The sequence below is a fragment of the Leifsonia sp. Root112D2 genome (assembly GCF_001424905.1).
Taxonomy (GTDB): Bacteria; Actinomycetota; Actinomycetes; order Actinomycetales; family Microbacteriaceae; genus Root112D2.
This window is the reverse complement of sequence record NZ_LMCU01000002.1, coordinates 410,320-425,204: the sequence shown is the minus strand read 5'-3', so window position 1 is coordinate 425,204 and position 14,885 is coordinate 410,320. Positions and strand designations below refer to the sequence as shown.

Annotated in this window: 13 protein-coding genes and 1 pseudogene; 13 read left to right on the top strand and 1 reads right to left on the bottom strand. The window is 64.6% G+C overall.

Annotated elements, in window-relative coordinates; genetic code table 11:
• Window positions 1-36 precede the first annotated feature (36 nt).
• The 8 genes from ASC63_RS15790 (at window position 37) to ASC63_RS15755 (ending at window position 7,224) form a co-directional block, all read left to right on the top strand.
• Entirely contained in the window at window positions 37-609 is a 573-nt protein-coding gene (locus tag ASC63_RS15790; RefSeq protein WP_055816665.1) for a F0F1 ATP synthase subunit B, read from the top strand.
• Entirely contained in the window at window positions 609-1,406 is a 798-nt protein-coding gene (locus ASC63_RS15785; RefSeq protein WP_055816528.1) for a F0F1 ATP synthase subunit delta, read from the top strand. Before ASC63_RS15790 ends, ASC63_RS15785 begins: the two co-directional genes overlap by 1 nt.
• A gap of 71 nt (window positions 1,407-1,477) precedes the next feature.
• Complete coding sequence (gene atpA / locus ASC63_RS15780; RefSeq protein ID WP_055816527.1) at window positions 1,478-3,115, top strand: F0F1 ATP synthase subunit alpha; 1,638 nt, start codon at window positions 1,478-1,480, stop codon at window positions 3,113-3,115.
• Between the two features lie 56 nt (window positions 3,116-3,171).
• Entirely contained in the window at window positions 3,172-4,071 is a 900-nt protein-coding gene (locus tag ASC63_RS15775) for a F0F1 ATP synthase subunit gamma (RefSeq protein ID WP_055816525.1), read from the top strand.
• A gap of 30 nt (window positions 4,072-4,101) precedes the next feature.
• A complete protein-coding gene (gene atpD, locus ASC63_RS15770) occupies window positions 4,102-5,571 on the top strand; it encodes a F0F1 ATP synthase subunit beta (RefSeq protein WP_055816522.1) in 1,470 nt (489 codons plus the stop codon).
• Window positions 5,572-5,573: 2 nt separating this feature from the next.
• Entirely contained in the window at window positions 5,574-5,837 is a 264-nt protein-coding gene (locus ASC63_RS15765) for a F0F1 ATP synthase subunit epsilon (RefSeq protein ID WP_055816520.1), read from the top strand.
• A gap of 6 nt (window positions 5,838-5,843) precedes the next feature.
• Window positions 5,844-6,422: an AAA family ATPase gene (locus tag ASC63_RS15760; RefSeq protein ID WP_055816518.1), complete on the top strand. Its 579-nt coding sequence runs from the start codon at window positions 5,844-5,846 to the stop codon at window positions 6,420-6,422.
• 4 nt (window positions 6,423-6,426) lie between these two features.
• Window positions 6,427-7,224, top strand: a complete 798-nt coding sequence (locus tag ASC63_RS15755; protein ID WP_055816516.1) for a YaaA family protein — start codon at window positions 6,427-6,429, stop codon at window positions 7,222-7,224.
• A 436-nt stretch (window positions 7,225-7,660) separates the two neighbouring features.
• Here the strand turns inward: ASC63_RS15755 and ASC63_RS15750 are convergent, their stop codons facing one another.
• Window positions 7,661-8,299 (bottom strand): DNA-3-methyladenine glycosylase I, encoded by a 639-nt coding sequence (locus tag ASC63_RS15750; RefSeq protein WP_055816514.1) that lies wholly within the window; start codon window positions 8,297-8,299, stop codon window positions 7,661-7,663.
• A gap of 144 nt (window positions 8,300-8,443) precedes the next feature.
• Between ASC63_RS15750 and ASC63_RS15745 the strand changes: the two genes are divergently transcribed.
• The 5 genes and pseudogenes from ASC63_RS15745 to ASC63_RS15725 all read left to right on the top strand — a co-directional run bounded on the left by ASC63_RS15745 (window position 8,444) and on the right by ASC63_RS15725 (window position 14,859).
• The gene (locus tag ASC63_RS15745; RefSeq protein ID WP_055816512.1) at window positions 8,444-9,406 is read left to right on the top strand and encodes an aldo/keto reductase; all 963 of its coding nucleotides are present in this window, start codon (window positions 8,444-8,446) and stop codon (window positions 9,404-9,406) included.
• A 37-nt stretch (window positions 9,407-9,443) separates the two neighbouring features.
• Entirely contained in the window at window positions 9,444-10,472 is a 1,029-nt protein-coding gene (locus tag ASC63_RS15740; protein ID WP_055816510.1) for a lipid II:glycine glycyltransferase FemX, read from the top strand.
• A 123-nt stretch (window positions 10,473-10,595) separates the two neighbouring features.
• A pseudogene (locus tag ASC63_RS16880) lies at window positions 10,596-10,724 on the top strand (TetR family transcriptional regulator); the annotation flags it as partial.
• A 431-nt stretch (window positions 10,725-11,155) separates the two neighbouring features.
• Window positions 11,156-12,889, top strand: coding sequence for an ABC transporter ATP-binding protein (locus tag ASC63_RS15730; RefSeq protein WP_055816505.1), 1,734 nt, complete (start codon window positions 11,156-11,158; stop codon window positions 12,887-12,889).
• A complete protein-coding gene (locus tag ASC63_RS15725; RefSeq protein WP_055816503.1) occupies window positions 12,886-14,859 on the top strand; it encodes an ABC transporter ATP-binding protein in 1,974 nt (657 codons plus the stop codon). The genes ASC63_RS15730 and ASC63_RS15725 overlap by 4 nt, the downstream gene beginning before the upstream one ends.
• Window positions 14,860-14,885: the final 26 nt, after the last annotated feature.

Below are 14,885 nucleotides of genomic sequence, written 5' to 3'. Positions count from 1 at the left end.
GCGCACCCTTTTATCGACATTCTTAGAGGAGACATGATGTTTCACGCGCTACTGAAGACAGCGGAGGCAACGCACAATCCGCTGATCCCGGAGCCCGCTGACCTCATCTGGGCGACGCTGTGCTTTCTCGTCATCCTGTTCTTCTTCTGGAAGATCGCGCTGCCGAAGTTCATCACGCTGCTCGACGAGCGCTCGGCGGCCATCGAAGGCAATATCGCGAAGGCTGACGAGGCCCAGCAGAAGGCCGAGTCCGTGCTCGAGGAGTACACCGCTCAGCTTGCCGAGGCGCGGGTCGAGGCCGGTCAGATTCGTGAGCAGGCCCGTGAAGACGGCAAGAAGATTCTCGCCGAGCTCAAGGAGCAGGCGACCGCAGAGGCCGCCCGCGTGACGGCGAACGCCCAGGCCCAGATCGAGGCAGAGCGTCAGGCCGCAGTGGTCTCGCTGCGCAGCGAGGTGGGTTCGCTCGCGCTTGACCTGGCATCCGGTGTCATCGGCGAAAGCCTGAACGACGACTCGAAGGCATCGGGCATTGTTGACCGGTTCCTCGCCGAGATCGAGGCCGACGAGGCACGCAAGGCGGGCTCGAATAAGGCTGGGTCGAGTAACTAATGGGCAGCGCCACCAGAGAAGCACTGGCCGGCTCGAAGGCGGCTCTGGCCGCACTGGGCACCACGGCCGATCTGGCGACGGCAGAAGATCTGTTTGCGGCCGCTCGGGCCATCGGCGACTCTGCGCAGTTGCGTGCGGTGATCAGTGACCCGTCGGCGGATGCGGCGGGCAAGTCCGCGCTTATCTCGCGTATCTTCGCGTCGCAGCTCTCCAAGCCTGCCGTCTCACTGCTGGAAACCGTGGCAGCACAGCGCTGGTCGAACCAGGACGATGTGCTTGCCGGCATCGAGGAGTTGGGTATTCGTGCGGTTGCCGCCTCGGCCCGCAAAGACACCTCGATCGAGTCGGAGTTGTTCGCGTTCGGTGCGGCAGTAACCTCCAATGCTGAGCTTGAGCTCGCACTGGGCAGCAAGCTGGGCGATCCCTCGGCCAAGACGGCGGTGCTGGAGAAGCTATTGTCGGGCAAGGCAGCCGATGGCACGCTGGCGATCGTGCGACAGCTCGTGTCGCAGCCGCGGGGACGGCGCCTGCGCGTCGCTCTTCAGCGTTCGGCGGCCATCGTGGCGGACCAGGCCGGTCAAGCCATCGCCACCGTCACCTCTGCGACGGCCATCGCGCCCGCTCAGCTCGAGCGACTCGCATCTGGACTGTCGAAGCGATACGGGGCGAATCTCACCGTCAACCAGGTCATCGACCCTGCGGTCATCGGCGGGCTGCGCGTGCAGATCGGCGACGACGTGATCGACGGCACCATCGCCTCGCGCCTCGGCGACGTCAAACTCAAACTTGCGGGCTGACCTGCCCAAGGTCATTCCGGTATTTACACACGCATGCGGGACACGGTCCCAAATAAGAAGAGGAACGAAAGATGGCAGAACTAACGATCAGCCCCGATGAGATCCGCGACGCTCTCAAGGACTTCGTGGGCTCGTACGAGCCGGACAAGGCGGCGGCCACCGAGGTCGGCCACGTCATCGACGCCTCTGACGGCATCGCGCACGTCGAGGGCCTGCCCGGCGTCATGGCCAACGAGCTCATTCGTTTCTCCGACGGCACCCTGGGCCTGGCCCAGAACCTCGACGAGAACGAGATCGGCGTCATCGTGCTCGGTGAGTTCGCGGGCATCGTCGAGGGCATGGAGGTCACCCGCACGGGTGAGGTGCTCTCCGTCGCCGTCGGCGACGGCTACCTCGGCCGTGTCGTCGACCCGCTGGGTGCACCGATCGATGGCCTCGGCGAAATCGCCACGGATGCGCGTCGTGCCCTTGAACTGCAGGCGCCCGGCGTCATGCAGCGCAAGAGCGTGCACGAGCCGCTGCAGACCGGCATCAAGGCCATCGACGCCATGATCCCCGTCGGCCGCGGACAGCGCCAGTTGATCATCGGCGACCGCCAGACCGGCAAGACCGCCATCGCCATCGACACGATCATCAACCAGAAGGCCAACTGGGAGTCCGGCGACACGAACAAGCAGGTGCGCTGCATCTACGTGGCCATCGGCCAGAAGGGTTCGACGATCGCCGGCATCAAGGGTGCGCTCGAAGATGCCGGTGCGATGGAGTACACCACCATCGTCGCCGCCCCCGCGTCAGACCCCGCCGGCTTCAAGTACCTCGCCCCGTACACCGGCTCGGCCATCGGCCAGCACTGGATGTACAGCGGCAAGCACGTTCTCATCATCTTCGATGACCTGTCGAAGCAGGCCGAGGCCTACCGCGCCGTATCGCTGCTGCTGCGTCGCCCGCCGGGCCGCGAGGCTTACCCCGGTGACGTCTTCTATCTGCACTCCCGTCTGCTCGAGCGTTGTGCCAAGCTCTCCGACGAGCTCGGTGCCGGCTCCATGACGGGTCTGCCCATCATCGAGACCAAGGCCAACGACGTCTCCGCGTACATTCCGACCAACGTGATCTCGATCACCGACGGCCAGATCTTCCTGCAGTCCGACCTGTTCAACGCCAACCAGCGCCCCGCTGTCGACGTCGGCATCTCGGTCTCTCGTGTTGGTGGCGATGCGCAGGTCAAGAGCATCAAGAAGGTCTCGGGAACGCTCAAGCTCGAGCTCGCCCAGTACCGTGCGCTCGAGGCATTCGCGATGTTCGCCTCCGACCTGGATGCGGCCAGCCGCCGCCAGCTCGACCGCGGCGCCCGGCTCACGGAGTTGCTCAAGCAGCCGCAGTACTCACCGTTCCCCGTCGAGGAGCAGGTCGTCTCGATCTGGGCCGGCACCAATGGCAAGCTCGACGAGGTTCCCGTCGAAGACATCCTGCGCTTCGAGAGTGAGTTGCTCGATCACCTGCGGCGCAACACTCAGGTGCTCGACACATTGCGCGAGACCAACGCGCTCAGCGACGAGACGGTCGAGACGCTGGGCACCGAGATCGACAAGTTCAAGCTCGAGTTCCAGACGGGCGAGGGCAAGCCGCTCGCCTCGGCCGGCAAGGAAGAGTTCGATGCGATCGACGAGGAAGACGTCAACCAGGAGAAGATCGTGAAGGGCCGCCGCTAGGCCCTTCGACAGGCTCAGGGACCGAATAACAAACTACTAAGGACAACGGGAGAGACATGGGAGCGCAACTTCGGGTCTACCGGCAGAAGATCAGGTCTGCCCAGACGACCAAGAAGATCACTCGGGCCATGGAGCTCATCTCGGCCTCGCGCATTCAGAAGGCGCAGGCTCGGGTTGCGGCATCCACCCCGTATGCGCGCGCCATCACTCGTGCCGTGTCGGCCGTCGCCACGTATTCGAACGTCGAGCACGTGCTCACGACCGAGCCGGAAAAGATCGAGCGCGCGGCGATAGTCATCTTCGGTTCCGACCGCGGTCTGGCTGGCGCCTTCAACTCCAACGTGCTGAAGGAATCCGAGAAGTTGGCTGAGCTTCTGCGCAGCCAGGGCAAAGAGGTCATCTACTTTCTCGTGGGGCGCAAGCCGGCCGGGTACTTCACCTTCCGTCAGCGTGCCTCCGAGCGCACGTGGATCGGTGGAACGGACGCACCGCAGTTCGACACGGCCCAGGAGATCGGCGAGGCGCTGCTCGCAACGTTCCTGCGCGAGGCATCCGATGGCGGCGTCGACGAAATTCACGTCATCTACAACCGTTTCGTGAGCATGCTGACGCAGCTTCCCGAGGTCGTTCGGCTGCTGCCACTCGAGGTCGTCGAGGGCATGGAAGAGCCCGCTCAAAGCGATGTGTTGCCATTGTACGAATTCGAACCGGATGCCGAGACGGTGCTCGACGCGCTGCTTCCGGTGTACATCGAGAGCCGCATCTTCAATGCGATGCTGCAGTCGGCGGCATCCAAGCATGCGGCGACCCAGAAGGCGATGAAGTCGGCCAGCGACAACGCCGACAAGCTCATCACCAGCTACACCCGGCTCGCGAACAACGCTCGCCAGTCCGAGATCACCCAGCAGATTTCCGAGATCGTTGGTGGGGCCGATGCACTGGCCTCATCGAAGTAATACCTTTGGCGTAGAGAGAAGAGAAGAGCAATGACACCGACCGCACCCGCCGAAACACAGGCTGCGACCGAGTCCGACGCCGCTGCAGTGGGCCGCATCGCTCGCGTCACGGGCCCCGTCGTCGACATCGAGTTTCCGCATGACTCCATCCCTGGCATCTACAACGCGCTGAAGACCACGGTCACCATCGGCGAGGACTCCCAGGAGATCACGCTCGAGGTTGCCCAGCACCTCGGTGACGATGTTGTGCGCGCCATCGCGCTGAAGCCGACCGACGGTCTCGTTCGCGGTCAGGAGGTGCGGGACACCGGCGCCCCGATCTCGGTGCCCGTCGGCGATGTCACTCTCGGTCACGTCTTCAACGTGATCGGTGACGTGCTCGACACCGAACCGGGAGAGAAGCTCGAGATCACCGAGCGCTGGCCCATCCACCGCAAGGCACCCGCATTCGACCAGCTCGAGTCGAAGACGAATATGTTCGAGACCGGCATCAAGGTCATCGACCTGCTCACCCCGTATGTGCAGGGTGGCAAGATCGGACTGTTCGGTGGCGCCGGTGTCGGCAAGACGGTGCTCATCCAGGAGATGATCCAGCGGGTCGCCCAGAACCACGGTGGTGTTTCGGTGTTCGCCGGTGTCGGCGAGCGTACCCGCGAGGGCAACGACCTCATCCACGAGATGGAGGAGGCGGGCGTCTTCGACAAGACAGCGCTTGTCTTCGGCCAGATGGACGAGCCGCCGGGCACGCGTCTGCGCGTGGCGCTCTCTGCGCTGACCATGGCGGAGTACTTCCGCGATGTGCAGAAGCAGGACGTGCTGCTCTTCATCGACAACATCTTCCGCTTCACGCAGGCCGGTTCCGAGGTCTCGACTCTGCTCGGCCGCATGCCGTCCGCGGTGGGCTACCAGCCGAACCTCGCCGATGAGATGGGTGTGCTTCAGGAGCGCATCACCTCGACGCGTGGTCACTCGATCACCTCGCTGCAGGCCATCTACGTGCCGGCGGATGACTACACCGACCCGGCGCCAGCGACCACCTTCGCGCACCTTGACGCCACTACCGAGCTGTCACGTGAGATCGCATCGCAGGGTCTGTACCCCGCGGTTGACCCGCTCACCTCGACCTCGCGCATCCTCGACCCCCGCTACCTGGGCGAGGACCACTACCGCGTGGCCACGACGGTCAAGCAGATTCTGCAGAAGAACAAGGAACTCCAGGAGATCATCGCCATCCTCGGTGTCGATGAGCTGTCTGAGGAAGACAAGGTCACGGTCAACCGTGCGCGTCGCATCCAGCAGTTCCTGTCGCAGAACACCTATATGGCCAAGAAGTTCACGGGTGTCGAGGGTTCGACGGTTCCGCTCAAGGACACCATCGAGTCGTTCGACGCCATCGCCCGTGGTGACTTCGACAGCGTCGCGGTTCAGGCCTTCTTCAACGTCGGTGCGATCTCCGACGTCGAAGAGAAGTGGGCTCAGATTCAGAAGGAGAACGGCTAAGCATGGCTTCGCCCCTGAAGGTGAGCGTCGTCTCGGCGGACCACGAGGTGTGGTCCGGCGAGGCGAGCATGGTCGTCGCCAAGACGGTGGAGGGTGAGATCGGTATTCTTGCCGGTCACGAGCCCCTGCTGGCGATTCTCGCCTCCGGCGAGGTGCGGCTCACGCTCGTGGACGGCGCGGCAATCAAGGCTGAGGCCGAAGATGGCTTTGTCTCCGTAGAGAACGACACGGTCACGATCGTGGCCCGTCGGGCAGAACTGGTCTAGCCGATCATGGCCGACGCATCGGGGGCTGCGATCGAGCGCCATTTCGGAGATCTGAGCATTCCGACTCTGGTCGCCATGGCGGGCCTGCCCGGCACGGGCAAGTCGACCATCGCCGAGGTTCTCGGTGCTCGGCTCGGCGCGGTCATCGTGTCTGTCGATCCGATCGAATCCGCCATTCTCAGCGCGGGTATCGAAGCCGACCAGCCGACCGGGCTTGCGGCGTACCTGGTCGCCGAGACCATGGCAGAGCAGGCTCTTGCGTCGGGTCGCACGGTCGTCGTGGACGCCGTGAATGCGGTGGAACCGGCCAGGCTGCAGTGGCGGGACTTGGCCGCGCGTGCCGGCGTCAGGCTGCGGGTGGTCGAGGTGGTCTGCTCCGATGCGGATGTGCATCGGGCTCGGCTGGAGAAGCGGGTGCGCAATCTGCCGCACTTCGAGGAAGTCTCGTGGCGAGCCGTCGAGCAGAGCGTCGAGGGCTATGACGAGTGGAAGGGCAAGAGCGCAGCGTTGCCGCGGGTAACCGTCGACACCGTCGCCCCGCTTGGCGAGAACGTCGATACCGCCCTCGCCTTCCTCACCGGCTGACCGCGTGCTCATTCTGCTTCCGCCGTCCGAGACCAAACGCGACGGCGGTGATGTCGACGCCCCACTACTGCTGAAGAGCCTCCGATTCGCCAGCCTCGCGCCGGTGCGATCACGTGTTCTGCGCTCGGTGCGCGCGTTGGCCCGCGATAAGGCGGCCATGATCGCCGCGCTGAAGCTCGGACCGCGACAGCACGACGAGGTAGCACGCAATCGTGCCATCACAAGCTCCCCGACGATGCCCGCCATCGACCGCTACACCGGTGTGTTGTTCGACGCGCTGGAGCCGGCAACCCTGAACGAGCATGCTCGGGCTTTCGCGCATGAACACCTTGTCGTGCACTCAGCGCTGCTGGGGCCGGTCGCTGCGCTGGACGGCATCCCCGCGTATCGGCTCTCCTGGGACTCACGGCTGGCGATAGGTTCGAACGCACTCTCGCTCGCGGCGACGTGGGCGCGCCCCGTCGCATCCGCCTTCGAGGGTGAAGCCGGACTGGTTCTGGATCTGCGCTCGGAGGGGTACACGAAACTTGGTCCGGCGCCCGTACACGAGAACTCGCTGTATCTGCGGGTGGTCTCGGGCGATGACGACGGCAGGCGGGCACTCAACCATTTCAACAAGCGCAGTAAGGGGCTTTTCGCCCGCGCGCTTCTGGAGGGCGGAGTGGCCATGCAGAGTGTGCCGCAACTGATCGACTGGGCTCAGTCAGTCGGCTTCGACCTCACGTGGGGCGCCGCGGGGGAGTTGGAGCTGGTCGCGCCAGCCTCGGCGATGATTCCTGTGGCGATGCGCAGAAAGCTGTGAACCTTTTTTAGCCCGGGACTAGTGCTCTTGCCAGAAAAGTGAGATATGCTCAATCAGGGCTCATCGCGAACACAGTCTGAGCACTGTGCACCGACCAAAGGAGGGCGAAGCCAAGGAGATGATGCCTGAGCGCCCTCGTTGTGATGGTACTTCAGGTCGAAATACCCCTCCCACAGACTGTCGGGCCGGCGTATCGGTGGCTCAGCGTTTTCCAATCGCGCTGAGATTGACAGCATGGGCACGTGGTGACAGTTGCGAATCCGCCTGCGGTCGGGCACGAGCGGGCACTGGTCATTCATTGCGTCTACATGCGAAACGTCAAAGCCATCGTCGGCCCGGCTTCACTTCGTGCCAGCGGGCACATTTCACCCCGGTCTCGCAATGCACCCTTGCCCGGGCGGGGATGCGTTGCAAAAACGACGTGAATCGGGCGCAGTCAGGCCGCGCGCCAGCAGCCCTCGACGTGATCGTCGACCATGCCTGCGGACTGCATCAGGGCGTACATGGTGGTGGGCCCGACGAAGCGGTAGCCGCGGCGTCGGAGTTCCTTGCTGAGTGCGGTCGACTCCGCGGTGACGGCCGGAATGTCGGCAAAGGCGGCGGGGCGGATGCGATCGTCGGCGGTCGGCGCGAAGCCCCACATGAGCTCGGCGAGACTCTCGCCGAGCTCGCGGGTCACTCGGGCGTTGCCGATGGCGGCCTCGATCTTGCCGCGATGGCGGATGATGCGGGCGTCGCCCAGCAGGCGCTCGACATCCGCCTCTGTCATGTCGGCAACCCGCTCGACCTCGAAGCCGTGAAAGACCTCGCGAAACGCTGGCCGGCGCTTGAGGATGGTGATCCACGAGAGCCCGGCCTGGAAGCCTTCGAGGCAGAGTTTTTCGAACAAGGCGCGGTCGTCGCGCAGCTGCCGCCCCCATTCCTCGTCGTGATAACGGCGGTACTCGTCATCGGATGCCGACCAGGCGCAGCGCGCGCGGCCGTCCGCGCCGGTCACCAGTGCCGGCCGTACTGCGGCTGCATCGCTTGCATCCGCGGTGTTCACGGCTTCAATGGTGGTGGGATCGGTCGTCATGGCGTGCTCCTCGGTCTCGGTGCTTTCACTGTAACGACGGGCGCCGACAGCGTCGGCGCGGCGCGGGGCCCCTGTCGAGAAAGCGGGGTGGGCATCCGCTGTGCAGGAGAGGGGCAGTCGCCCAAAGCTAAATAGACTGGGGGCATGGCTCAGATTGAATACCGTCCGCTCGGCCCGTCGGGCCTCATCGTCTCGACCATCGGCCTCGGCTGCAACAACTTCGGTCGCGAGAAGACTGCCACCGAAACGCAGGAGGGCACCAATGCCGTCATCGACGCGGCGATCGAGGCCGGCGTCACCCTCTTCGACACCGCAGACATCTACGGCAGGCAACGCGGTCTCTCCGAGACCCTGATGGGCAACGCGCTGAAGGGCAAGCGTGAGAAGATCGTGCTCGCCACGAAATTCGGTATGGACATGGCCGGCGCCAACGGCCCCGACTGGAATGCGCGCGGCTCGAGGCGGTACATCCGCCTTGCCGTCGAGGCCTCGCTGAAGCGCCTGCAGACCGACTGGATCGACCTGTACCAGCTGCATCACCCGGACGCGAACACACCCATCGAGGAGACGCTCGCCACCCTCGACGACCTCATCACCGAGGGCAAGATCCGCTACATCGGCCACTCCAACCTGGCCGGCTGGCAGATCGCCGAGGCCGAGTTCACGGCCGCGGCGGCCGGGCATCCGAAGTTCATTTCGGCCCAGAACGAATACAGCCTGCTCGCTCGCGACGCCGAGCGCGAGGTTCTGCCGGCGGTCGGCGCGTATGGTCTCGGTTTTCTTCCCTTCTTTCCGCTCTACAACGGGCTGTTCACCGGTAAGTTCACGCGCGAGGGCGGCCCGGCCGACAGCCGCATCATGCACACGCGCAAGCACCTGCTCGATGGCGCGCCGTGGGAGAAGATCGAGCGCTACCAGGCGTTCTGCGACGACAGCGGCGTGAGCATGCTCGAGGCCACGTTCGCCTGGCTGCTGAACCAGCCGTCGCTCACGAGTGTGATTGCCGGGGCCACCCGGCCCGAGCAGATCACGGCGAACGCGGATGCCGCCACCGCGTGGCATCCGTCGGCCGAGCAGATTTCGACCATCTCGCAGATCTTCGCGTAGTGTCTCTCGAACGTGCGAACGGTGAGGAGACCACTCGATGACATCGTCTGAGACGACGCCAGCCGCACCCTCGGCCTGGGATTCGGCGGTGCTCGCCGGCCAGCCAGACCCCCATTTCATGCAGTCGGATGCCTGGGCCGACACCAAGGTTCACACGCCCTGGAAGGTTTCCCGGCTGGGAGCCGATGCGTCACCGCTGCCCGTGCAGCTCTTTCGCCGGGGGGTGCCCGCGCTCGGGACGCTTCTGCACGCCCCGCGGGTGGCCGGGGTGAAAAAAGATGCGGTTCCCGCGCTCACCGAGGCCGTGCGCAGGCACGCGAGCGCGAAGGACTTCGCGGTCAAGCTGGAGTTTTTCCAGCATGACGACGACGAGGTGCTTGCCACTTTTCTGGAGAACGGCTGGATGCGCACGCGGGCCTCGCAGTATCGCTTTGCCGTGGCGCTCGATGTGAGTGGCACCGAGGAGGAGGCGTTCGCTCGCTTCAAGAAGCGGGCGCGTTACGAGGTGCGCTCGGCAGAGAAGGCGGGCGTGACGGTGGAGCGCGTGCCTCTCACCGAGGAGAACATCTCCACGATGGTCGGTCTGGTCAACGTGACCAAGGACCGCTCCGGCGCATTCTTTCGCGACAGGAACTATCTGAGCACCGCGTGGAACGCCTTTGCCGGCCACGACCAGGGCGCGCTGTACTTCGCCAGTCACGAGGGCGAGATCCTCGCCGGCGCCTTCGTGTTCACGTATGGAACCACCGGCTGGTACAAAGACGGCGGCTCGACGCGGTCCAAGCCCAAGCTGATGGCGCCGCGCTACCTGCAGTGGGAGATCATCCGGGATCTGCGCAACAGGGGCGTCACGCGCTACGAACTGGGCAACATCCCGGCTCCGGATGCGGTGGAGTCCAGTTCGTCGGCGGGTCTCTACCGCTTCAAGACTGCGTTCTCAGATTCGACCGTGCGTTATCTGCCCGCCGTGGAGCTGCCGCTGCGCGGCACCCAGAAGCTGTGGCACACGCAGGAGCACCGCTACCTCGGGGCATACTCGCGGCTGCGCCACGACTACTGGTACTGAGGCCGCCCGGCACGGATTCGTGACATTTGTCATGTTGCGAGTGAGCGCTCACTCATTTAGTGTGAACGGGTGACCCCAGCCACCAGACGCGCGCAGCCTCTCTCCGTCGAGGACCGTCAGGAGATGATCATCGCGGCGGTCACCCCGGTGATCATCGAATACGGCCGTGCCGTCACGTCGAGGCAGCTCGCCGAGGCGGCGGGTCTGGCCGAGGGCACGATCTTTCGAGCATTCGGCGACAAAGAGAGCCTCATCACCGCGGTCGCCGCCAAGCATCTCGACCCCGAGCCGTTTCGCGCCGAGCTGCGGCGCATCGATGTGTCCCTCAGCCTCGACGACAAGGTGTTTACGCTCGTCACGCTGCTGCGGTATCGCTTCGAGGCGGTCTTCCACCTCATGGCCGCCCTCGGCGAGTTCTCCAGGCCGCCCGAACCGGATGCGCGACGAGACTTCGCCTTCATCATTGATCGCCTGCTCAAACCGCACGAGCGCGAACTGGCATTCGAACCGGTTCGCATTGCACAGATGATTCGCTCGGTCACCCTCGCGGCAACCCTGCCGCAGCTCAGCGACGGCGCTCCGTTCGACGCCGCAGAGATCACCGCCCTGCTGTTGCACGGAATCAGCCGGCCGGCATCCGCCTCGAAACGTGACACCTGATACTCACTACAGAAAGAAGCTCCATGCTGCTCAAACTGCTCGGTCGTTACCTGCGGCCGCACTGGAAGCTGCTCGTCGCCGTCGTGGTGTTCCAGCTCGTGCAGACCGTCTCCTCGCTGTTCCTGCCCAAGCTCAATGGCGACATCATCGACTTCGGGGTCACCAAGGGTGACATCGGCTACATCATGTCGACGGGCGCGCTCATGCTCGGGGTCACGCTTCTGCAGATTCTGTGCTCCATCGCCGCCGTCTACTTCGGAGCCAAAGCCGCCATGCGCCTCGGCCGCGATCTGCGCGGCGCCATCTTCCACCGCGTCGGCGAGTTCAGCGAGCGTGAGGTGTCGCACTTCGGCGCCCCCTCACTCATCACGCGCAACACCAACGACGTGCAGCAGGTGCAGATGCTCGTGCTCATGACCTGCACCCTGCTCGTCTCGGCGCCCATCATGGCCATCGGCGGCATCGTGCTGGCCATGCAGCAGGACCTCGAGTTGTCGTGGCTCATCGCCGTCAGCGTGCCGGTGTTGCTCATTGCTATCAGCTTCATCGTGGTGCGCATGGTTCCGTTGTTCCGGCTGATGCAGAAGCGCATCGACAACGTGAACCGGGTGCTGCGCGAACAGCTCACCGGCATCCGCGTGGTGCGCGCCTTCGTGCGTGAAGACATCGAGACCAAGCGCTTCGGCGTCGCCAACGACGAGGTGACCGATACCGCGCTGCGGGCCGGGCGCCTGTTCGCCCTCATGTTCCCCATCGTGATGCTGGTGCTGAACGTTTCCAGCGTCGCGGTGATCTGGTTCGGCGGATTCCGCGTCGAGGATGGATCGATGCAGGTCGGCACCCTCACCGCTTTTCTCAGCTATCTCATGCAGATTCTGATGGCCGTCATGATGGCCACCTTCATGGCCGTCATGGTGCCGCGCGCGGCGGTCTGCGCCGATCGCATCGCCGAGGTGCTGAACACCGACTCGAGTGTGCGGCTGCCGGAGAACCCCATCACCGAGCTGAACGGCCGTGGCACCATCGAGCTGCTCGACGTGGGCTTTGCCTACCCGGGTGCTGAACAGCCCGTGCTCAGCGACATCAGCCTGCTGGCCGAGACCGGCAAGACCACCGCCATCATCGGTTCGACCGGTGCGGGCAAGACCACACTCGTCAATCTTCTGCCCCGGCTCTTCGACGCGACGAGCGGCATAGTGATGGTCGACGGCGTGGATGTTGCCGAGCTCGACCCCGATCTGCTCTGGTCACGCATCGGACTGGTGCCGCAGAAACCGTATCTGTTCTCGGGCACGGTCGCGAGCAACCTGCGCTATGGCAAGCCGGATGCCACGGATGACGAGCTGTGGGAGGCGCTGCGAATCGCGCAGGGCCGGGACTTCGTCGAGGACATGCCCCTCGGGCTGGAGTCTCCAATTTCGCAGGGCGGAACGAACGTTTCGGGCGGGCAGCGCCAACGGCTGGCGATAGCCCGTGCGCTCGTGAAGAAGCCGGAGATCTACATCTTCGACGACTCGTTCTCGGCACTGGACCTGGCTACGGACTCACGGCTGCGGCGCGCGCTGAAACGCGAGGTTCAGGGTGCCACATTCGTCATAGTGGCCCAACGCGTGTCGACCATCGTCGATGCCGACCAGATTCTCGTGCTCGAGGACGGCAGGATCGTCGCACGCGGCACGCACGAAGAACTACTCGAATCATCCGAGACCTACGCCGAGATCGTCTCGTCGCAGCTCACCGCGGAGGAGGCAGCATGAGCGACACGGCAGAAGAAGAACGCCCGGCCCCGGTGCGTCCGCCGGCGCGGCGCGGCGGTGGACCGTTCGGAGGAATGGGCGGCCCTGTCGAGAAATCGATGAACTTCGGGCCGAGCGCTAAGCGCCTTGTCGGGCGGCTGCGCCCGGAGCGACTGGGAGTCATCCTGGTGACCGTGCTGGCCGTGGTCAGTGTCACGTTCTCGGTGCTCGGGCCCAAGCTGCTCGGCAACGGCGTCAACCTGGTCTTTGCCGGAGCCATCTCCAAGTCGCTGCCGAAGGGGGTGCCCGCCGAGCAGATCATCGCCGGGCTGCGCGCCGATGGCAAGGGTCAGCAGGCAGATCTGCTCAGCGGCATGCACCTGACGCCGGGCCTCGGCATCGATTTCGGTGCGCTGAGTGCCATCCTGTTCTGGGTACTTGCGCTCTACATCGCGGCATCCGTCTTCAGCTGGCTGCAGGCTTACATTCTCAACGGCATCACGCAGCGCACCGTTTACCGCCTGCGCGAAGACGTCGAGACCAAGATCAACCGCCTGCCGTTGCGCTACTTCGACACGATGCAGCGCGGCGAATTGCTCAGCCGCGTCACGAACGACATCGACAACATCTCGCAGTCCCTGCAGCAGACCATGAGCCAGTTGCTCACCTCGCTGCTGACGGTGATAGGGGTGCTGATCATGATGTTCGTGGTCTCGCCGCTGCTGGCGCTCATTGCCATCATCACCATTCCGCTCACGCTGGGCATCACGGTGCTGATCGCCAAGCGCTCGCAGAAGCACTTCGTGAACCAGTGGAAGCACACCGGAGAGCTCAACGGCCAGATCGAGGAGGCCTTCACCGGACATGCGCTGGTCAAGGTCTTCGGGCGGCATCGCGAGGTGGAGGAGCTGTTCCGCCAGAAGAACGAGGAGATGTACCAGGCCAGCTTCGGTGCGCAGTTCATCTCCGGGCTGATCATGCCGTCGATGACGTTCGTGGGAAACCTCATGTACGTGGCGATCGCCGTTGTCGGCGGGCTGCAGGTGGCATCCGGTGCCATGCAGCTCGGTGACGTGACGGCGTTCATCCAGTACTCGAGGCAGTTCACCCAGCCGCTGGCGCAGCTCGGTTCGATGGCCAATCTGCTGCAGTCCGGTGTCGCATCCGCCGAGCGCGTGTTCGAGCTGCTGGATGCCGACGAGCAGTCCGAAGATCCCTCGCCCGCCGAGAGCCCGGTCGGCACGCGCGGCCGCCTCGTGTTCGAGGACGTGTCGTTCCGCTACAGCGAGGACAAGCCCCTTATCGACGACCTGTCGCTGGTCGCCGAGCCCGGACAAACGGTCGCCATCGTGGGCCCGACGGGCGCGGGCAAGACCACGCTGGTGAACCTCATGATGCGTTTCTACGAGGTGGGAGCGGGGCGTATCACGCTCGACGGCGTGGATGTCGCCTCGATGACGCGTCGTGACCTGCGCAGCCGCATGGGCATGGTGTTGCAGGACACCTGGCTGTTCGGTGGCACGATTCGCGACAACATCGCCTACGGCCGGCCGGATGCGACGGAAGAGGAGATTCTCGACGCGGCGAAGGCCACCTATGTGGACCGCTTCGTGCATTCGCTGCCCGACGGCTACGACACCGTGCTCGACGACGAGGGCTCGAACGTGAGCGCGGGGGAGAAGCAGCTGCTGACCATCGCACGTGCGTTCCTGGCTCGGCCGAGTGTGCTCATCCTGGACGAGGCGACAAGTTCTGTCGATACGCGCACCGAACTGCTCGTGCAGCACGCCATGTCGGCGCTGCGCAAGGATCGCACAAGTTTCGTGATCGCGCACCGACTCTCGACCATTCGCGACGCCGACCTCATTCTCGTGATGGAGTCGGGCAGCATTGTGGAACAGGGCACGCACAGCGAACTGCTGGCTGCGGGCGGCGCGTATTACAACCTCTACAACGCGCAGTTCGCGGCCGCGGTCACCGACGAGGTGTAGCTCGCGAGGCGCGTCGCTAGTCTGAG